General features: G+C 66.4%; 12 protein-coding genes and 3 pseudogenes. 4 read left to right on the forward strand and 11 right to left on the reverse strand.

Annotated features, from left to right (window positions below):
* Nucleotides 1-2: 2 nt before the first annotated feature.
* Both HV773_RS20895 and wecB read right to left on the reverse strand, forming a co-directional pair.
* Nucleotides 3-2,396 carry a cellulose biosynthesis cyclic di-GMP-binding regulatory protein BcsB gene (locus tag HV773_RS20895; RefSeq protein ID WP_227875301.1) on the reverse strand — a complete coding sequence of 798 codons (2,394 nt, stop codon included), beginning with the start codon at nt 2,394-2,396 and terminating at the stop codon, nt 3-5.
* Between the two features lie 97 nt (nt 2,397-2,493).
* On the reverse strand, nt 2,494-3,690 hold the full coding sequence (gene wecB, locus HV773_RS20900; RefSeq protein WP_227875302.1) for a non-hydrolyzing UDP-N-acetylglucosamine 2-epimerase: 1,197 nt from the start codon (nt 3,688-3,690) through the stop codon (nt 2,494-2,496).
* Between the two features lie 344 nt (nt 3,691-4,034).
* Here wecB and HV773_RS20905 point away from each other — a divergent pair, with 344 nt between their 5' ends.
* Complete coding sequence (locus tag HV773_RS20905; protein WP_129562320.1) at nt 4,035-5,141, forward strand: zinc ribbon domain-containing protein; 1,107 nt, start codon at nt 4,035-4,037, stop codon at nt 5,139-5,141.
* Nucleotides 5,142-5,211: 70 nt separating this feature from the next.
* Nucleotides 5,212-6,216 carry a ferritin-like domain-containing protein gene (locus HV773_RS20910; protein ID WP_129562321.1) on the forward strand — a complete coding sequence of 335 codons (1,005 nt, stop codon included), beginning with the start codon at nt 5,212-5,214 and terminating at the stop codon, nt 6,214-6,216.
* Between the two features lie 74 nt (nt 6,217-6,290).
* Here HV773_RS20910 and HV773_RS20915 read toward each other — a convergent pair.
* From HV773_RS20915 to HV773_RS36925, 3 genes and pseudogenes are all read right to left on the reverse strand, one after another.
* Nucleotides 6,291-7,057 (reverse strand): annotated as a pseudogene (locus HV773_RS20915) (MmgE/PrpD family protein).
* A 96-nt stretch (nt 7,058-7,153) separates the two neighbouring features.
* Nucleotides 7,154-8,014: an HTD2 family dehydratase gene (locus HV773_RS20920; RefSeq protein WP_129562322.1), complete on the reverse strand. Its 861-nt coding sequence runs from the start codon at nt 8,012-8,014 to the stop codon at nt 7,154-7,156.
* 31 nt (nt 8,015-8,045) lie between these two features.
* Nucleotides 8,046-8,180: a hypothetical protein gene (locus HV773_RS36925; protein ID WP_343052373.1), complete on the reverse strand. Its 135-nt coding sequence runs from the start codon at nt 8,178-8,180 to the stop codon at nt 8,046-8,048.
* A 188-nt stretch (nt 8,181-8,368) separates the two neighbouring features.
* Here HV773_RS36925 and HV773_RS20930 point away from each other — a divergent pair.
* A pseudogene (locus HV773_RS20930) lies at nt 8,369-9,013 on the forward strand (LysR substrate-binding domain-containing protein); the annotation flags it as partial.
* Nucleotides 9,014-9,177: 164 nt separating this feature from the next.
* On the opposite strand, the gene HV773_RS20935 reads toward HV773_RS20930, so the two are convergent.
* The 3 genes from HV773_RS20935 to HV773_RS20945 form a co-directional block, all read right to left on the reverse strand.
* Nucleotides 9,178-11,505, reverse strand: a complete 2,328-nt coding sequence (locus HV773_RS20935; RefSeq protein WP_129562324.1) for a cytochrome P450/oxidoreductase — start codon at nt 11,503-11,505, stop codon at nt 9,178-9,180.
* 126 nt (nt 11,506-11,631) lie between these two features.
* Nucleotides 11,632-12,921, reverse strand: coding sequence for a cytochrome-c peroxidase (locus HV773_RS20940; protein ID WP_129562325.1), 1,290 nt, complete (start codon nt 12,919-12,921; stop codon nt 11,632-11,634).
* Nucleotides 12,922-12,925: 4 nt separating this feature from the next.
* On the reverse strand, nt 12,926-14,209 hold the full coding sequence (locus HV773_RS20945; RefSeq protein WP_129562326.1) for an alkaline phosphatase family protein: 1,284 nt from the start codon (nt 14,207-14,209) through the stop codon (nt 12,926-12,928).
* 334 nt (nt 14,210-14,543) lie between these two features.
* On the opposite strand from HV773_RS20945, the gene HV773_RS20950 reads away from it, so the two are divergent.
* Complete coding sequence (locus HV773_RS20950) at nt 14,544-16,073, forward strand: NYN domain-containing protein (RefSeq protein WP_129562327.1); 1,530 nt, start codon at nt 14,544-14,546, stop codon at nt 16,071-16,073.
* Between the two features lie 296 nt (nt 16,074-16,369).
* Here HV773_RS20950 and HV773_RS20955 read toward each other — a convergent pair.
* The 3 genes and pseudogenes from HV773_RS20955 to HV773_RS20965 all read right to left on the reverse strand — a co-directional run.
* Nucleotides 16,370-16,609, reverse strand: a pseudogene (locus HV773_RS20955) (hypothetical protein); the annotation flags it as partial.
* A gap of 113 nt (nt 16,610-16,722) precedes the next feature.
* Nucleotides 16,723-17,559 (reverse strand): bestrophin-like domain, encoded by an 837-nt coding sequence (locus HV773_RS20960; RefSeq protein WP_129562328.1) that lies wholly within the window; start codon nt 17,557-17,559, stop codon nt 16,723-16,725.
* Nucleotides 17,556-19,808 (reverse strand): cation:proton antiporter, encoded by a 2,253-nt coding sequence (locus tag HV773_RS20965; protein WP_129562329.1) that lies wholly within the window; start codon nt 19,806-19,808, stop codon nt 17,556-17,558. Before HV773_RS20965 ends, HV773_RS20960 begins: the two co-directional genes overlap by 4 nt.
* Nucleotides 19,809-19,822 lie beyond the last annotated feature (14 nt).

Consider the following 19,822-nt stretch of genomic DNA (forward strand, 5'->3'; position numbering starts at 1 on the left):
GCTCAGCCCTGTTTGTTGTCGGAGTTGCTGGAGTTGTCGCCGCCTTCCTGGGCCGCCGCGTTTTCGCTCTCCTTCGCCTTGGCCTCGGCAGCCGCAGCCGAACGCTTGCGCGCACGGCTGCGCGCAAAGCCCGCTCCGAAGATCAACGCGAGCAGCACCGCGATCGAGATCGAGGGCACGCCCCAGCTAGCCCAGTGGCGCGTGAGCCACGAGCGCTGGTCGTCCAGCGGCGGCACGCCGCCCGCGTACTGGGTGTCGAACTGCTTGAGCACACCCGAGCCGGCGACGATCGCCACGTCGCCCTGCAGGTACTGGAGGCTCGCGGGCAGCTCGGGCGGCGCGCCCACACTGCGGTAGAGCACGCCCGGCGTGCTGCCCGAGCGCACCACCTCAATCACGCCGACCTTGGCGAGCCCCGACACGTCCATCAGCGTCGCACCGCCGCGCCCCTTGAGCGTCACGCGGCCGTTTTCGAAGCTCGCGTGGCCGTCTTGCTTGTCGAGCGTGACATCGGCGGCGAGGAACGGGCCCGCCGGCTGCGCGGCCTGGCCGTCGGCCACGGCTTGCAGCGTGGCGCGCGTGGGCGACACGCCCGTGGCGTTGGCCAGACGCGCGATGCGCGGCAGGCTCGCCACTGGATCGGCGAGATACGACTGCGGCACGAGCACGGTGGCCTGCTGCGAGAAGCGCACGATCATGCCCGTGAAGTTCTCGGCGAGCGGCCCCTGGCCGAGCACCAGATGACTGCCCGGCAGCACGGCCACTGGATAGCCCTGCTCGCGCGGGCGGCATTCGCCTTGGGGCGGACGCTGGAACCGCACGCGCAGTGTATTCGTGGTGCCGAGCGCGTAGGCCGGAATGTCGGCGCTCAGGCGTTGCTGACGGCCGTCGGTGTCGAGGAGTTTCGCGCCGATCAGCACGCCGTTGAAGAACACCGAGGCGGTCTGGCCATTGCGGTCGGCCGCCGGCGCCGCCGCGAGATCGAGTTCCACGCGGCGCGGAATCTCGCCATTACCCGACACCGCCGCGAGATCGAAATTTGCGTCCCAGTCGGCGCTCGTCAGCACATTCAAGGTGCGGGGCGTGCCGCCGACGAGCGACAGCGCAAGCTGGTCGGTGCTGCCGCCCGCGCTTCGGTTCGGCGAGGGAGCCAGCTCGTGCACCACCAGCCGGTTCGACGCGCCCACGGCGCTCCACACGCGCGAGAGCGCGCTCACGCCAAGGTCGTCGCCGACCACCACCGTCGGCAGGCCGCCCGGATGCACGAGCGCGACCTCACCCTTGACGAGCGGATCGGACGACGTCGCGAGCAACGGCCCGCCCGCGCGCTTGCGCCATGCGTCGAACGCCTGCGCTGCCTCCGGCGACACGCCTTGCACTTGCGCGCGCAACGCATCGAGTGCTTCGCTGATATGCGCACGCAGCGCGGCATCGTCGATCACGACGTTCGGCGCGAAAGCGCCCTCGGGCGCGAGCGCGATGAGCGCGCCAAGCTCGGCGGGGTTCGCGATCTTGTGGTCGCCGCCCGCAGCGAGCGCCGCGAACGCGGGCAAGGACTGCAACGCCGCGTTCATCTGCACACTGCCCAGATGCACCGTGTCGCCCACGGCGGGCATGATCTGCGTGACCGGGCTCGCGCCGCTGCGCATGAGCAGCGCTTCGAGCCGCCATGCAACGTCGTAGGCCGCGGCGTCGAGCTTCGCGCCGCTCACCATGACCACCGGTTTTGACGGCAGCGCGCTCCATGCGGTGCGCACGTCGTGGATCGATGCGGCGTCGAACTGGTAGCTCAAGCGCGTCGTGGGCGCGACGCGCCAGAGATTGGCGATCGCGGTCTGGTCCGTGCAATACGCGTCGCTGAGCACGGACGACCATTGCAGCCCCACGCGCACGAAGCCCGAGGGACGCGGCGCGCCATCCACGCCGAGGCTGATCGACCCGTCGCCTTGCGCTTCGGTCAGATTACGCGACTGTACGGGCGTGCCGTCGAGCGAGAGCAAGAAGGTCGTGCGTCCGCCGTTGCCGCGCATGTAGTTCGCGTCGAGTTGCAGCGTCGCATTCTGGATAGGCAAGTCGGCCGGCACCGGCAGGTAGAGCTCCTGCACGGCATCGGGTGCGCGCAGCACGACCGGCTCGCGCATGCCGAGATCGGCGAGCGAAACGGTGCGCGACTCCACGCGCCCCGCGCCGAGCTGCGCGAACGCGCCGGCGAGGTCCGCGGGCGCGGCGTGCGCGTTGGTGCTCAGTGTGCTCAACAGCGCGCTCAATGCAGCGGACGCCGCGTAAAGCGCGTACACCGCCATGGCAATGCGCTTGCCGCGCGGGCAGCGCGTGCCCGCGATACCCTCGGGATCGGCCGCACCTGGACCCCGATGCAAGGTCGAATTCGATTTCACGTCGTGCCTCATGGTGTGGGCGTCATGCGCACAGGCGCGCGCCTTGTTGGTCCTTGCTTGTACTTATACGGAGCCGCCTCGCGACGGCCCCCTGCTCTCACTGCTCGTCGGGGCGCGCGGCCAGCACCGGATGCGCATAACCCGGCAGGCTGTGGCTCGCGAACGGCGTGAACGGCTTGCCGACGAGCGAAGCGACGATGCGCTCCGAAGCGTGGCCATCGCCGTAGGGATTCACGCGGCGGGCGTACGCGCTGCGCGCCGACTCGTCGACGGCGAGTTCGAGCACCGCGTTATAGATCGCATCGCGGTCGGTGCCGATCAGCTTGACCGTTCCGGCGGCCAGCGCTTCGGGCCGCTCGGTCACGTCGCGCATGACGAGCACCGGCTTGCCGAGTGCGGGCGCCTCCTCCTGCACGCCGCCCGAATCGGTGAGCACGATGGCCGCGCGCTGCATCAGGCGCACGAACTCGGGATAGTCGAGCGGATCGGTCAGGTGGACGTTGGGTGCGTTGCCGAGCGTCTCGAGCACCGGGCCGCGCACGTTCGGATTCAGGTGCACCGGATAAACGATCTGCATCTTGCCGGTTTGCGCGAGCGCCGCGAGCGCCGCGCAGATCTGCTGGAAGCCCTCGCCGAAACTTTCACGGCGATGGCCCGTGACGAGCAGCAGCGGCCGGCCCGTGCCTTCGGGCTCGAGAAACGGAAACTGGGCGTCGATGCGCGTGCGCATGGCCTCGTCGCTGTCGAGGCGCGCGCACATGAGCCGCAGCGCGTCGATGACCGTATTGCCCGTGACGACGATGTGCCCGGTGAGCGCCTCCGCTTCGAGGTTGGCCTGGGAGCTGGCCGTGGGCGCGAACAGCTGGTCGGCCACGACGTCCACCACGCGGCGGTTCATCTCCTCGGGCCAGGGCTCGAACATATTGCCGGTGCGCAGCCCCGCCTCCACGTGCCCCACCGGAATGCGCCGGTGAAACGCGGCGATCGCGGCCACCATGCTGGTGGCCGTGTCGCCGTGCACGAGCACGCGATCGGGGGCGACCTCGGCGAGCACGTCGTCGAGCCCCGCGAACAGCCGCGAGGTGAGCCCGTTGAGCGACTGGTTGGCGGTCATCGCCGCGAGGTTGTAGTCGGGTGTGATATCGAACAGGTCGAGCACCTGTTGCAGCATGCTCTGATGCTGCCCCGTCACGCAGACGAGGGACTGTACGCCGTGCTCGGCTTCGAGGCACTTCACGAGCGGCGCCATCTTGATGGCTTCGGGCCGCGTTCCGAATATCGACAGGATGCGCACGTGTGCAAGCTTCCGGTTGTGACTGGTAATGACGCGGCGGCAAAACGGTGGGTGCAATGAGCCGTTTCGCACAAGCCCCCTGGTGCGAACGTCTGTAGACGCTGGCCGTGCCATTCGTCTGTTGGTTCGCCCATTCGCGACACTCTACCTTTTTCGAGTGAACCGACGCCAATAAAATGTCCGATAAAAAGGACAGGTTGGCGATTATTCAATTCATTGAAATGCACTCACTGATCGTTGAGTGTTTTGCAATGGCGGCAACGCGCGCCATTGGCCCGCGCGCCGCGCCATTTACAATAGCGCTCGCCCATTGGCCTTTCGTTGCGCTCCCCCAAGAACCGCTCATGAACACCAGTCAGGCTTATTCGCGGCCCGCCCGCCTGTTGCAGATTGCCTCGTGGATCATCGCGATCGTGTTCGCGCTGTTTCTCGACATGCTCGGCAGCCTCGTGATGCGCGACCTCATGTTCGCGCCGCACGGCGGGCCGCCCCGCGTCGAGCAATTTGTCGACCGCGCCGCCGTCGCGCCGCTCGAAGCGCAAACGCGCGATCTGGAGCGCCAGCGCAGCGCGCTCGACGACAAGGCGCAGACCCTGCGCCTTGCGTACGACCGTGCGAACACCGACTATCGCGACGCCCAGGAGAGCCTGCGCAACTGGATCGCCACGCGCACGGCGACAGGCGACAACCGCAACGACATCGAACTGCTCGCGCGCACGCGCAAGCTCGACCTGCTGCAGGCGAGCGTGATCGACTGGCAGCGCCGGCGCGACACGCTCGCGGACCAGCAGCGCGCGCTCGAGGCACGCGGCGAGCAATTGAACACGCAGCTCGCCCAGGCCCAGGCCGGCGCCGACGCGCGCTACGCCGCCGCGCAACGGCGCTACGAACTCACCGTGTTCGGCTGGCGTCTCGCGCTCACGCTGCCTATCTTGCTAGTGGCCGTCTGGCTGTTTGTGAAGCGCCGCAAAAGCCGCTACTGGCCGTTCATTTATGGCTTCGGCCTGTTCGCGTTGTGCGCGTTCTTTGTCGAGCTCGTGCCGTATCTGCCCGATTTCGGCGGCTATGTGCGCGTGCTCGTGGGCATTGCGCTCACGGTGTTCGCGGGGCTCTACATGCTGCGCGCGTTCCAGCGCTACGTCGAACGCAAGCGCGCGGAAATGCAGCAAAGCCAGAGCGAACGCGCCCGCACCGTGGTCTACGAAAAGGCCATCGGCGCGTATCAAAAGAAGCTGTGCCCGTCTTGCGACAAGCCGTGGCATCTGGGTGGCGACCAGGTCTCGTTCTGCATTCACTGCGGGCTGCGGCTATTCGAAGTCTGCAGTTGCGGCGCGCGCAATTTCGCGTTCTTCCCGTTCTGCAATCAATGCGGCACGCATGTCACCCACGCCGACGACCACGACGCCGGCGCCGGGCAAGCGGATTCCGCTGCGAATTCCGCGCATCAGTGACAAAATCAAGCGTTTGCCCGACGCGGCAAGTCACCGAATAACACGCCCCCAACACACGAGACGCTTTCAGATGGACGATCAAGTACTCGACGCCTTCGACACGGCGCAATTGATCCCTGACTTCAACGCGCCCCAACTGCCGAGCGAGCCGCCCGACCGCGCGACGCTCGACGCCGCCGAACACAACACGCGCTACTGGACGAGCGTCGCGCCCGGCCCGCTTACGCCCGGCTCCGACGCGCACCGCCGCGAGACCTGCCGCATGTTTCGCGAGACCTTCAACCCGTACCGGCCCTCGGTGCTCGAATGGCCCTCGCTCGAACCCGCGGCGCTCAAGCGCATCGTCGAGCTGCCGATCTGGGACATCGCGGTGCAGACCGAGGGCAAGGCGCGCCTGCGCATGGCGGCCTATGCCGCGACGGTCGAAGACCCCGACATGCGCGCCGCGCTCGCGCTCAACGCGTGGGAAGAAAGCCGCCATAAGGAAGTGCTTTCGCGCATGGTGCGCGCCTATGGCATCGCGCTCGCAAGCGAGCCGCCCTACGCGTTTCCGAAGGACGCCGAGTGGGCCTATCTCGTGACCGGCTACAGCGAATGCGTGGACAGCTTCTTCGCGTTCGGTCTGTTCGAGGTCGCGAAGCGCTCGGGGCTGTTCCCGCCCGAACTCATCGACACGTTCGAACCGGTGATGCAGGAAGAATGCCGCCATATCCTGCTGTTCGCGAACTGGGTGGCGTGGCACCGCACGCGGCTTTCGTGGTGGCGGCGCATCGCCTTCGAGCTGAAGGTGGCGCGCGTGTGGGTGTTTCTGGGCTGGGAGCGCATCGGCCTCGCGCGCACCATGGACGCCGAGGGCAACGAGCAGCAGCAGGACAACAACTTCACCGTGAACGGCGCGCAGTCGGTCTCGGACGTGGACATCAACGTGCCGGATCTGATGCGCCTGTGCCTCGAAGAAAACGACCGGCGCTTCTCGGGCTACGACACGCGCCTGCTGCGCCCGGAGACCATGCCGAAGCTCGTGCGCTTCGCGCTGCGCTTCATGCGTAGCAAGCCGTCCGCGCAGACAAGCTGACGCGCTGTATTGAAGACGATGTTGATGCAAAAAACGCCGGGAAATCCGGCGTTTTTTGCGTGTGCGCTTATCGTCTACGCGGTGGTCACACTCGCAGCCATGCTCGCACCAAAGAGCGTGCCCACGCGCTCGACATCGGCAATGCGCCACGCCCGCTCCACCAACGCGCGCGCCTCCGCTTCGCTCGCCGCGTGCGAGAAAGCCGCGAGCCGCACGAACTTCGTCGCCAGTTCCTCGCGCGAGAGCGTGTTGCCGGGGTCGCCCTTGGGCTCGTCCACGCGCGCGTGCAGCGTGCGGCCGTCGCGCGTGGTCACGCTCACCTTGCCGATCCAGCGCGCCGGATACGCACGGTCCACTTCTTCGTCGAGCGCCATCGTCACACGCTCGCGGAACGCCGCGATGTCCGCTTGCGCGTAGCCGTGCTCGAACTCGTTCACGCCCGCATAGCCGCGATGAACTCGCGCCCTGAAGCTCCCAGCGCCTGCGCGAGCGCGAGCGTGACCGGGAACACCACGGTCGCGGGATGGAACACGGAGCCGTTGTGAACGTCGTCCTGCTCGACGAAGTGCGAGGCGGCGGCATTCGTCATAGCCGCGAAATACGGGCTGCTGCGGCTGCGGTCGATCACGACGTCGCACGGGTCCTGAGGACACTGCGCGCCGCGCGCCGTTCGAGCGAAGCGCGCAAGGGTCTCGACCGGGCGCGCGCCCTTGCCGCCAAGCGCGGAGCCGAGCCAGTCCACATAGAGGTTGATGGTGCGCTCGACCACCGGCGCGGGGATGGCGTCGAAATCGAGCGTGGCGGCAAAAGCGGCAAGCGTGCGGTTGGGGTGATCGGTCATAGCAGGATTCATGGGCGCGTAATTCGTGGCTGCGTAATTCGTGGCTGCATAAGTCATGGCCGCATAAGCGAAATGCACGGGTGCAGCGGACTCGATTCAGGCAAGCGTCGCGGTGGCCTGCATCGTCAGATAGCCCTCGTGGTCCTTGGCCCACAATTCGATCGTGCGGCCGTCCCCGCTAGGCTTACCGCACAGCGTGAACGCATGGCCACCGAACGTGGGACGCACGGCGCGAAACGCGAAACTCGCGACGCTCGCGTCCGGCCGCTCGCGGTGCACGAGATCGAGCAGCAGCGTGGCAATGAGCGGCCCGTGAACGACGAGCCCCGGATAGCCCTCCTCCTGCGTGACATACGGAAAGTCGTAGTGGATGCGATGGCCGTTGAAGGTGAGCGCCGAATAGCGGAACAGCATCACGGAGTCGCCCACCAGCGTGCGCGACCAGGTGTTGTCCGCGGGCGCCACGATGGGTTTCGGCGCGCTCGCGCCGGGCAGCGGCGCATCGCGATAGACGATGTCGTGCTCTTCCTCGATGCACAGCGCGCCCGCCGATTCATAGCGATGCTGCACCGTCACGAACACGAGCCGGCCGCTGCGCCCGGTCTTGTCTTCGATATTGGCGATCGTCGAAATGCGCTGCGCCGTCTCGCCCGCGCGCAGCGGCGCGTGAAACGTGAGGCGGCTGCCCGCCCACATGCGGCGCGGCAGCGCGACGGGCGGCAGGAAACCACCGCGCTTCGGGTGACCATCCGGACCTACTTGCGCGAGCGGCGCCACGGGCAGGAAATAAAGCCAGTGCCACAGCGGCGGCACGGCGTTGCCCGGCGCATCGCGCTCGAGCGTGGCCGCGAGCGCACGCAACGGGAACAAGGTGATCTCGTCGGTGAGCGTTTCGGTCTTGTCGAGCCACGCTTCGAGCGGCTCGGTTTGCGAGACTTCCTGTTCTGATTGAGACACGACAAATCTCCGATGTGGCTATAGGTAGAAATCACGCCTCGCCACGCAGATGCGCCGAAGCCTCGTCCTCGACACGTTGCCACAATTCGAACGACATGGGCCGCTCGCCGTCTTCGAGCAGATGGCCGACCGGACCGATCGCGCGCGCCATCTCATGGTTCGTCACGACGCTTGTCCGGTTTGCAGCTTGACGCAACACACGCACCCGTACAATTTGAATATGCCGAATACCCGATTCGTCTACGGTTAACCCGTGATTCCGCTAATGGCGCGTACTTCGCTGCGGCGCAATAATTCGCAGCATCTGCGAGACCCTTGCCACGTGTGCCCTATCGTTCAAACGAACGTCGAATGTACTCGGTAGGCGTGAAGGGTCACGTGGGCGTGTTCGCGAACACCACGGCCATAAGCGAATTCCTGCCCGCCGTGCTGCGCACTTACCTCATCAATCATCCCGATGTGTACGTGGACATTCACGAGCGGCTAAGTCCCGATATCGTTCGCGCCGTGCAGGACGGCAGCGTCGACATCGGCATCGTGGCTGGCGAGGTGCGCACCGAGGGATTGCAGGTCATGCCCTACCGGCGCGACCGTCTAGTGCTCGCCACCGCGCTTTCGCATCCGCTCGCGCAGGCGAGCGAGATCGACTTTGCCCAGACGCTCGACCACAACTTCGTGGGCCCGCCCGACGAAAGCGCGATCTACGCGTTTCTCAAGCGCGCATCCTCGGATTTGCAGCGCACCATCCGCTGGCGCATACGGGTCAGCAACTTCGAAGCCGCGTGCCGCATGATCGAAGCGAACATCGGCATTGGCGTGCTGCCCGAGGGCACGGCGCGCCGCCACGCGCAATCCATGGCGCTCAAGATCGTGCCGCTCACCAACGAGTGGGCCGTGCGCAAGCTGCAGATCTGCGTGGCCGATCGCGAAGCGCTGCCGCTGTTCGCACGCAAGCTCGTCGATCTGCTGGTGGCCGATGGCATCGGCCAGTTCGAATGAGATGAGTTAAAGCCCACCAGGCACGTTAGAACACCTTCGCCGAGCGCATCATGTTGCGCGCAATGACGATCCGCTAAATCTGGCTCGTGCCTTAGTCAATGCGAAACAGGTGCACGTAGCGGTAGAAACGCTCGATGCCGTGTTCAGCCATATCACCCGCTCCGCTACAGTTCGAGTGTCAGCCGCTTGCCTTTTGCACGCGAGCAGCAGGTCATCATGCGCGTCTGCGTCTCGCGTTCGGCGCGTGTGAGCACCACGTCGCGGTGATCGATCTCGCCCGCCAGCACGCGCACCTCGCACGAGCCGCACAGGCCCTCCTCGCAGTCGCTCTGCACGTCGATATTCGCGGCGCGCAGCGCATCGAGCACGGTCTGGTCCGCCGCTACCTCCAGCACGACGCCCGAGTCCTTGAGCTCGACTTCGAACGCATGCTCGTGTGCCGCGTCGAGCTTGCCCGCGCGGGCAACGAAGTGCTCCATGCGCAACGCGTCTTCGGGCCACGCGGCGCTTGCAGCCGCCAGCGCGTCGAGCATGCGCGCCGGGCCGCACGCGTAGACGCGCGTCTGCCCGTCCACGCGCAGCGCACCGAAATCGTTGCGCGTGCCTTCATCAGAGACGTAAAGGCGCAGCCGTTCGCCATGCAGTTGCGCGAGTTCCGCGACGAATGCCATGCCGCCGCGCGTGCGGCCGCTATAGTGCAGTTCGTAGTCGATGCCGAGCTCGCGCGCGCGGCGCGCCATCGCGCTGATCGGCGTGATGCCGATGCCGCCCGCGATGAAAATGGCGCGATTGCCTGATTCACCCGCTTCGTCGAGCCGGAAGTGATTGCGCGGCCCACGAATTCTCACGCGCATGCCCTCGCGCAGCGCGTCGTGGACCCACACGGATCCGCCGCGGCTTTGCGTTTCGCGCAGCACCGCGATTTCGAACGCGCCCGTGTCGGCCGGGTCGCCGCACAGCGAATACTGGCGCGACAGCGCGCCCTCGCTACCGTTGCCGCATGCTCCATATTCGCCGCATTCGAGGTCGATATGCGCGCCGGGCGCCCAGCGCGGCAGCGTCGCGCCTTCGGGCGCGGCAAGACGCAGCCGAACGACGCCTTGCGCCACGGCGTCCATGCGCTCGACCACCGCTGGCCGGCTCAGCGCATGCGACGACGGTTCGCCAATTCGTACCGGCACACGCACGCTTGCTAATTCGAAATGGGTGCGCTCCGGGTTCTGAGCCGGATCCCACTTCACCCACAAATGCTCCGGACCCCGAAACGACGTATTGGGCACGTAGGTAAATTGCTGCTCGGCAAGCCGCATATGCGGCAACCGGCGCGTAAATTCATCGAGAAAAATCTGCATCTCCATGCGCGCGAGATTTTTCCCCATGCACTGGTGCGCGCCATAGCCGAACGTGACGTGATCGCTCGCGTTGTCGCGGCGAATGTCGAACAGATCGGCGTCGGCGAAATGGCGCTCGTCGTGATTCGCCGACGACGTCACAATCAGCAGCTTCGAGCCCGCCGCAATATCGACGCCGCCGATCCGCACGTCTTTCGTTGCAAGCCGCCGCCACGCCGCGATCGAGCCGTTGTGGCGCAGACACTCCTCCACTGCGTTCGGTATCAGGCTCGGGTCTTCGCACAGCTCGCGCCACACGCGCGGATGCTGCAACAGCAGCTTCATCGCATTGGCCGTGGCGTTGGCCGTGGTCTCGTGCGCGGCCACGATGCCCGCCATCATCATCGAATGCAGATAAGAGTCCGTGACGATCTCGGGATGCGCCTGTTGCTTGCGGATGCCGTATTGCATCCAGCCGTGGCCCTCGGGGTTCTGGCGCATTTTCTCCAGCACCTTGCCCGCGAACTGCCAGAAGTTGCCTACCGCGTGCGCCACCGCCACCTGCTCTTCCGGGCGTGGACGCCCCCACGTGTTGACCGTGTGCGCGATCGAGTAGCGGCGCAGCATATCCATGTCTTCCTCGGGCACGCCGAGAAAATGCAGCGCTACCGTGAGCGGGACTTCCCAGAGCATCTGGTCAACGAGATCGGCGCGGCCCGTGTCGATGAAACGGTCGACGTATTCGCGCGCGAGACGCCGCACCAGAGGTTCGTGGCGCTTCAGATGCTCGGGCGTGAACGGCTCCATCAGCACGCGGCGGCGCGGCATGTGCGCAGGCTCGTCTTCGTTCACGAGCGTGCGGTTCATGGCGTAGCCGTACGACTCGAGCACCGCGTTGGCTTCGGGCCCGGTGGGCGTGATTTTTTCGAGTGCGATGGAGGGCGAGAACGTGAGGTTGTCGCGGAAGATCGCCTTGATGTCGTCGTAGCGCGTGACGACCCAATAGCCCAGTTGCGGGCTGTAGAACACGGGCTCCTGCTCGCGCGCCCAGCGCACGTACTCGGGCGGGTCCTGCTGGTAGCCGTCGCTGAACGGGTCGAACGCCGCCGCGTTCGCGCTCATGGGGCAGCGCGCCCTCGCCTCATCTCGGGCTTCGCTCATGGTGTCGTCTCCTGCATCGCGCTCGCGCATGTTTCCAATTGCGTAACTCTAGTACGCCCAGCGCGATGCAAAAGATCGGGGTTAACCTCCAAGCGTCCGGTCAGCGCGAACCGGACGCCTCGAAACTCATGGCCGGTAACCGTCGTCCAGCGTCTTCAGGAAGGCGATTACGTCGTCGATGTCGTGCGCGTTCCAGACCGGCTTGCCGCCCAGTTTGCCGGTCAGCGGCGCATCGGTGGTGTCGACGTTGCGGCGCAAGTCCGGCGGCAAATCGTCGAACTTCACGACCTGACCCTGACGATCGCGCGGATACCACTTCTCCGGGTTCGTGTCGCGCTCGACGTAGAAGCGCAGCGCGTCGCGCAGCGTATGAAAGCGCCCGTTATGAAAGAACACCTGGCGCGTGGCCACGTTGCGCAGCGTGGGCGTCTTGAAGAGGCCGCACAGGGTCGGGTCCGCCGATAGATCGTGGCGCAGCGGCCCGCATAGCCCCTCGTCGTGGTACGCGGGATCGCGATTGACGCGCAGTTCGGGGTTGCGCGGCACGCCGAGCGCCTCGAACTGGAAATCGGTGAAGAGCGGATGCGCGCCGTTCGCGCCGGGCTGGTCGATATGGCACGACGCGCAATTGCCACCGTTCGGGTCGTCGAAGAGCTGCTTGCCGCGCCGCTCGCTCGCGGTGAGTTGCGCCTTGCCGTCGAGGTAATAGTCGAACTTGCTCGTGTACGGGTGGAAGTCGGGCGCTTCGAGTTCGTAACGCTCGATGGCCGCCATCGCCTGGCGCAGCGCCACCTGCGGGGAATCGAACACGGTGTCTCCGTAGACCTGCCTGAAGCGCGCCGCGTACGGCGCGCGCGCGAGCTTCGCCACGACCGAAGCGGCGTCGCGATTCGCCATCTCGCCGGGGTTGAATAGCGGAAACGTAGCCTGCTCGCTCAGGCGGTTGAAGCGGCCATCCCAGCCGAAGCCGCCCGAAGGCGCATTGTCGTCCTCGAAGCGTTCGCTGAAGCTGGCTGCCTGCGCGTGCGTCCAGACTGGCGTGCGGTCGAGCACGTAGCGCAGCGTCGGCACGGCGCGCGTGCCTTGCGTGCGCAGATCGGCGCCGCCGAGTTGCGCGGCGAGACCGTTCGGCGGCCCGTAGGCGTGCGCGGGGCTGTGGCAGGTCGCGCACGACATGCGACCCGACGCGGATAGCGCCGGGTCATGGAACAGCAGCTTGCCGAGCGCGCCAGCGTCGCTATAGACAACGGGCTTTGCCGTGGCCGCCGGGGTGGCCGGCGAGCTAGCCGCCACCGCCTGAGCCGGAATGCGCTGCGCCTGTGCATGGGCCACGCCCTTGCCCAAACCCAGCACCACTGTGGCCGCCACCGCTGCAACTACGGTGGCAGCGGTCGCGCTCGTCAAACAAGCTTTCATACGCTTACAGGTTCGTGAAGATATCGTTGCCGAAGCCCGCAAGCCCTGCCTGCCCCGCATAGCCGAGGTGGGTGAGGCCGAAGATGTCCTCGATGCTCTTGAGCATCGAATAGTGGTTGTACGCCACCGTCGAGACCGTGCCCGGCTTGATGAACTTCGAGATCATCACCGCGCCGGTCTGGTCGCCGCCGAAGTTCGACTTCGCCATGACGAGCGAGATGTTGCCGAGCGACGCCGGCAGCCCCGGAATCGCGCTGGCCGGAACCGTGCCGTATGCCTGCGACTGCGGGAACGCGGCGAGATTCGGCCCAGGCGACTGGCTGCAGCAAGTGCTGCCCGCATAGGTCAGCGTCAGCGTGGCCGGGCTCTTGCTCGTGTCCAGCGTCTGGGTCGCGTAGCTGCTCTCGTCGAAATTGATGATCAGGAGTCCGTCCTGTTTGAACGCCGCCGACGAAGTAATAATGGGCACCCACTTTTCGAGGAACGCGTTCGCGCTCGTCAAGCCGCCGGGCTGGCCGTTCACGCACGGCGAATCATGACCGTCGTTGCACAGGTTCGGCGTGATGAAGTTGAAGTTGGCCGTGGTCGCGACCGACTGGAGGTCGGCCTGCAGCTTCTCCAGATTCACGACGTTCGTGCCGCAGTCGGGCGAGTCGATGATCGAGTGAAAGTACATGAACGGATTGTGGCGCGTCGCGTATTGGTCGCCCAGCGGCACGGCCGCGCTCGGCGCCTGCGCACGCTGCGTGAGATCCGCGGTGTTCAGCGCCGGGTGACCGCAGGTGGCGGCTTCGCGCGCCGGGTCATTGCCCATGTCCTCTTCGTAGCCCTTCCACGTGAAGCCGGCCGCCTTCAACTGATCGGGCAGCGTTTTGACGCTCGCCGGAAACACACAACCCGTGCCGATTGCCTGGCCGTCGGAGGTCATCCCGGTCAGGTTGTAGTCCTCGTAAGTCGTGCAGTCGTTATCCGTTTGCGGCGTCGGCGCCTGACCGCTCAGCATGGAGATGTAATTGTCGAGGCTCACGTGGCCCGTGCCGTAGTAGTTCTGCACGACTGCGCCTTGCGAAGCCAGCGTCTGGGCCAGATAAGGCGCCTTCGTGCTGGAGCCGAAGGTGGTCGCGTAGTTCTCGTTTTCGAGCGTGATGACGAACACGTGACGGATTTGCTGCTGTCCGGTCACGGCCGATTGCGAAGAGCCGCAAGCGCTCACGAAGAGCGCCGCGCCAAGTGCAGCAAGGATGGACGCGTAAAACGCCCAAAGCTTGCCCCTGAAACGTATAGCCATGGAAGTCCTCTGTTTTGTCGAGTTATTGTGGGATGCCGGGTCGATTTTTTATGGTCATGCGCTCCGTACCGCTCGTGCGGGCCCTCCGGAGCCGCGCAAGGTTAGGCAGACACCGTGACGAACGCGTGACAAGCCATGCTGATCGCCTGCCCAAGGCCGTGCATCGTCCAAATGAACCATGTCCGCCCACACCACGGGCTGGGTTGTCCAGCACATGCCGGAGATGAACGGCATGCGCTCGCCGTTATGCTCGCGCGATGCCGGTGTTTTCAGCCCGCGTCGCGGCGAGGGGCTATCATGTGCGTTCGAACAGTAGATGGAACGAACGAATCACATGGCCTCCCCCCAGGAAAACGTCAGCATGGCGGTGTTCTGCGACTTCGAGAACGTCGCGCTCGGCGTGCGCGACGCGAAGATCGACCGGTTCGATATCAAGCCCGTGCTCGAGCGGCTCTTGCTCAAAGGCAGCATCGTCGTGAAGAAGGCCTATTGCGACTGGGACCGCTACAAGGGCTTCAAGGCGTCGATGCATGAGGCGAGCTTCGAGCTCATCGAAATTCCGCACGTGCGCCAGTCGGGCAAGAATTCCGCCGATATCCGGCTCGTCGTGGACGCGCTCGATCTCTGCTATACGAAGTCGCACGTGGACACCTTCGTGATCGTGAGCGGCGACTCCGACTTTTCGCCGCTGGTCTCGAAGCTGCGCGAGAACGCCAAGAAGGTGATCGGCGTGGGCGTGAAGCATTCCACCTCCGACCTGCTCGTCGCGAACTGCGATGAGTTCATCTTCTACGACGACCTGGTGCGCGAACTCGCGCGCGAGCAAAAGGAGCGCGCCAAGGCACGCGGCGAAGGCGGCGCGAACGCGAAACGCCAGTCCGGCGATGAGCGGCGCAACGCTGCCGAGGGCGCGGACGAGCGCGGTGAGGAACGCGGCGAAGAGCGCAAGTCCAAGGCGATCATGCTGGTGGTCGAGACGCTCGACGCGCTCGGCTATGAGCGCGGCGACAGCGGCAAGATCTGGGCGTCGGTGCTCAAGAGCGCCATCAAGCGGCGCCGCCCCGACTTCAACGAGGCGCGCTACGGCTTCCGGGCGTTCGGCAACCTGCTCGAAGAAGCACAGGTGCGCGGCCTGCTGGAGGTGGGCCGCGACGAGAAATCCGGCACCTATGTGACGCGCACGAGCCAGCCGGCGAGTGCCGCAGCCGCGAGCCCGGCGGAGGACGCCGCACCGCCGCGCGCGGAGCGCGCAGAGCGCGCAGAGCGCACGGAAGATTCGACGCGCTCGCGCCGCAAGGGCCGGCGCGGCGGACGCGGCGCGGGGGCTGCAAGCGAGAACGGGCCCGAGCAGGCACGCGAAGCGAACGAAATCAACGAAACCCGCGACGCGCAGGAATCAGCCGAAACGCATGTGTCGTTCGAATTCGAGCAAACGCGCGGGGCCGAGGCCAGTGCAGCGATGTCGAACGGCGACCTCTTCACCGAAACCGCATCGACGCAATCGCGCGAGGTGCATGAACAGGTTCGCCACGAAGAGCGGCACGCGGGCGACATGCCGCTCTTCGGGCAGCCGCACCACGGCGCGCGCGAGCACGCGGCGGCCGAAACACCGGCCGCCGGGGAACATCAAGTGCCCGAGGCACCACGGCGCGCGCGCAAAACCGCATCACGCAAGAGCACGGCTCGCAAGAAGGCTTCCAAGCCCTCCGCGCAGGAAGCTCACGCCGAGCCGCCGCGCGACGTGACGGAGCCGCCCGCGCCCGAAGCAAGTGCCAACGCCGAACCCGCCAGCAAGAAAGCCAAAGCGGCGAAGAAGACCCCGGCGCGCGCCCGCCGCCCGCGCAAGGCAGCGGAAGAGAGCTGATCGGCGAAGCCGCGTAAAAGGCGGCGTCAGTCGCCGCCGAACGGGTTCGCCGGGCGCTTGGGCGGCGGCTCGCTGGCGCTGTCGTCAGGCGACGAAGGACCGCCGAACGGATCGGCGCCCGCCTTCGAAGACCCCGCCGGCTGCGCGCCGGCGAACGGATTCGCTGTCGGCGCGGGCCCCTGGTTGCCTGAGCGGTCACCTGAGGGGTCACCGAACGGATCGACCTTCGCGCGCGCATGCGCGCCGCCGAACGGATCCTCTGCTGGCGCGCGCGCGGCCTCGCTCTCCTCCCCCTCCTGTGCAGCAAGGTTGTACTCCGCTTGCACCTGCGCGAGCACGCCGGCGATGCTCGCCTCGAACCCCGCCGCGTTGCCGAAATTGCGCATCGTCCAGTTGCAGCCCGTGCGATCGGGCGTCTGTGGCTGCGGGCGCGGCACGCCGATCTTCACGCCGTCATCCACGACTTCCTGGAGCCGGTGGATCCGGCGCTTCACTTCTTCCTGCAGCCGCGACGCGTTGAGAGTCTTGCGCAACATCGGCACCTCCTTTTCCATGCTCGAACCGGTGAACGAGTCTAGCGCATGGCATGGCGCGAGGCGAAACGATGCCGCGCGAGACTTCGCGCAAAGGCATCGACACTGCAACCCGTTCACTGCGTCTGCGACACTTGCGGAGCCTGCAGTTTCAGCGGGCTATTCATATGGGACAGCGCATCGCGCATGGAATCGCTCGGGATCACGATCTGCCCTGTGAACGGCGTATCCAGATCGACGATCACATACACCGACGACGAGATCGACACCGCCCCCAGCGCGATCATCACGAGGGCGAGCGAGTTGTGCGGAGTGATCAGCCCGAACATTAGAAAAATCAGCACGAGCCATAGCGTGAGCATCGCGACGAACGGCCGCGAGAGGTTGCCGTGCGCCTCCTCGATCAGCCGCCAGCGCGTGTCGCGCACACGGCCGAACAGGTCGGTCAGGCGTGCCGCGAGCGCGGCCTGATAGCGCCCGTGCGGCTCGAAGCTGCCAATCTGGTGGCCGACCGAATCGAGCATCGCGCCTAGCTCCACGCTTTCGAACTCGTCGTTGTTCGCGCCCGGCACATGCGGATAGTCGTCGCCGGGCGGCGGCTTTTCCTGCAGCCAGGTGGAGGCAATAGCCGCCGCCGTGTACCGGCGCAGCGCGGCGCGCGCGCCCTCGGCGCTCGAGCCGAAGTCGCGCAGGCCCCCGTCGAGCTGGATCAGGTCCGCCGCGTAGGTGCGCATGTCGTTGGTCGCGTTGTCGTAGCTGCTCTTCGCCGACGTCGTGAGCAGGCTCAGCACCAGTGCCGCGAATGTCACGAGCATGCCGAGCACCAGTTGCACGAGCTGCACTGTCTCGTGCTTGCGATGCTCTTCGGGCAGCAGCGGCCGCAGCAGCACGCCGAGCCCCGTGCCGCCCACCAGCAGCACGAACACCAGCAGCGCAGTCTCGATCTCGGTCATGGCGCCTCGCCTCGCCGCGCGCCGTTTGTATCGTTCGCGGTGCTTTCGGTGGTGCCCGCGCTTTCGGTGGCGTCGGCGCTTTCGGTAGTCCCGGCGCTTTCGGTGGTACCGGTGGCGTCACGCACCTCCGGCGCCAGCGCCGCCTGCGCGTGCGCCCCGCCCGCGAGCAGCACGTCCGGATGCGCGCGCGGCACCGCCCGCTTCCACGCGGTGTCCAGTTCGCGGCGAATCGAATCGTAGATCTCCTTAGAGATCGATCGGTCTTCGTACATCGCCATCACGCGCGTGCGCCCTTCCCTCAGTGCGTAAAGCAACATCATGCGACGCTCGAGTGCATCCGCGCCGTTGCCGCCGAAGCAACGGCGCACGTTGTCGAGTCCGCGTTCGGCCTTTTCGATGCGCAACCTCAGTATCGTGCCGAGCAATTTGGCCAGCCGCTCGCCCAATAGCGGCGTGAGACTCGCATCGGCGAACTCCAGCAACTGATGCAGCACCACGCGGCGGCACATCAGGAGTTCGAACTGATCGGCGAGCGCATCCGCGTACGGCTGATGGATATGCAGCCAGCGCGCCACGAAGCGCGCGACGCGCAGGCCCGGCGTATCGGCCAGGATCTTGGCCGCGGCGCGCTGGTAGCCGATGCGCCCGCTTTCGCGCGCCGCCTCGATCATTGCATCGGTGTTGCGCATCATCGCGTCGAGATTGCGAATCGTGATGATGCCGCTGCCGTACTGCGGAATCAGGTCGCGCTCCTTGGTCGCCAGCGTGACGAGCCCGATCGCGAGGCGCTCGCGCTCGGACAGCGCCGCCTCGATGTCGAAGGCCGTCGCGCTCAGGTCGATGCTGCGCCGAAACGTGCTGCAGGCTTCGTCGGCGATCGACTCGGGAATGCGGAACGTGCGCGCCGCCGCGTGAACCTGCTCGGACACGCCAAGCGACGAAAGCAGCACCGCCTGCTGCTGAAGCGCCTCTTCCTGCGGCGAGAGCAAGTCGACCTTGAGCCGCTTGATCAGCAGCTTGAGCGACGAGCCGTTCACGATCAGGCTCACGAGCACAAAGCCGGTGGCCAGAATGGCGACGAAGCGGCGCGTGGTGTCGGGCAGCGCCTCGTTGTGCGCGAGGCCGAGTGCGAGCACGAGCGTGACCGCGCCGCGCAGGCCGCCCCACGCGATCACGAGCTTGTACGCGGCGCTCACGGGCTCGGTGAGCTTCAGCCGGCTCAGCAGCGGCAACATGCCGAACGTCACGACGAGACGCGCCACCAGCGCCGTCACCACCACCACGGCGAGCGCCGCAAGGTCGATCCAGTGCGCGTCGCGCAGCGTGGCGGGAATCTGCATGGCCGCGAGCAGGAAGATGGCCGCGCCCGCCATGGCCGCCACCTGCTCCCAGATCAGTTGCAGGTGCTGCCAGTTCACGGGCGAAAGCCGCGTGCGCCCGAGCCCGCTGATCACGAGGCCCGCCGCCACCACCGACACCACGCCGGAGACGTGCAGCGTTTGATCGGCGAACAGATAAAGCGGATACGGCAGCGCGAAACTCAGCGAAATCTCGGCCTTGCCCTCGCCGCCCAGCGCTGGCAGCAGATACGCGAACGCGCGCCCGGCCAGCGCGCCCACGGCGAGGCCGCCGAGCAATTCGATGGCGAGCGTATGCAGCGCGGCAGTGCCCGTTGCGGCGGCGCGCTCGCCGGTGATGGCCGCGATCAGCACGGTCGCAATCGCGATGGCGGCCGCGTCGTTGAGCAGGCTCTCGCCTTCCACGAGCCGCACGAGGCGCTCCGGCGCGCCCACCTGGCGAAACACCGCGAGCACGGCGGACGGGTCTGTGGTCGCGATCATCGCGCCTAGCAGGAGGCCGTCGGTGAGCGGGCCGAGCCCGGTGAGACGAATCGCGCCCCCCACCATTGCGGTGGCGACGAATACGGCCACCACGGCAAGCAGCAGAATGGGTGCCGCGTCTCCCAGCATCTCGCGCACGTTCACGCTCAGCGCGGCCTGAAACAGCAGCAGCGGCAGAAAGATCCATAAATACGCTTCGGGCGGCAGGCGCGGCGCGAGCGCCGGCGTGAAGACGCTCGCGGCCAGTTGCGGCCAGGCCTCGCCGCTCACGAGATAGATGCCGCCAAGCGCGAACCCCCACGCGGCAAGCAGCACCGATTCGGAAAGCGCGAAACGCAGGCTCACGGCCTGTACCACGGCGATGCTCGCCAGCAAGAAGCCGCTCAGAAGTAAAACGTGGATGATCATCGTCGATCGTATGG

It is taken from the genome of Paraburkholderia caffeinitolerans (assembly GCF_902859945.1).
Lineage (GTDB): Bacteria > Pseudomonadota > Gammaproteobacteria > Burkholderiales > Burkholderiaceae > Paraburkholderia > Paraburkholderia caffeinitolerans.

Coding starts and splice junctions, on each gene's coding strand:
- HV773_RS20905 (WP_129562320.1), top strand. CDS start 4,035: ATGAACACCAGTCAGGCTTATTCGCGGCCCGCCCGCCTGTTGCAGATT.
- HV773_RS20910 (WP_129562321.1), top strand. CDS start 5,212: ATGGACGATCAAGTACTCGACGCCTTCGACACGGCGCAATTGATCCCT.
- HV773_RS20935 (WP_129562324.1), bottom strand. CDS start 11,505: ATGAGCGAAGCCCGAGATGAGGCGAGGGCGCGCTGCCCCATGAGCGCG.
- HV773_RS20940 (WP_129562325.1), bottom strand. CDS start 12,921: ATGAAAGCTTGTTTGACGAGCGCGACCGCTGCCACCGTAGTTGCAGCG.
- HV773_RS20945 (WP_129562326.1), bottom strand. CDS start 14,209: ATGGCTATACGTTTCAGGGGCAAGCTTTGGGCGTTTTACGCGTCCATC.
- HV773_RS20950 (WP_129562327.1), top strand. CDS start 14,544: ATGGCCTCCCCCCAGGAAAACGTCAGCATGGCGGTGTTCTGCGACTTC.
- HV773_RS20960 (WP_129562328.1), bottom strand. CDS start 17,559: ATGACCGAGATCGAGACTGCGCTGCTGGTGTTCGTGCTGCTGGTGGGC.
- HV773_RS20965 (WP_129562329.1), bottom strand. CDS start 19,808: ATGATCATCCACGTTTTACTTCTGAGCGGCTTCTTGCTGGCGAGCATC.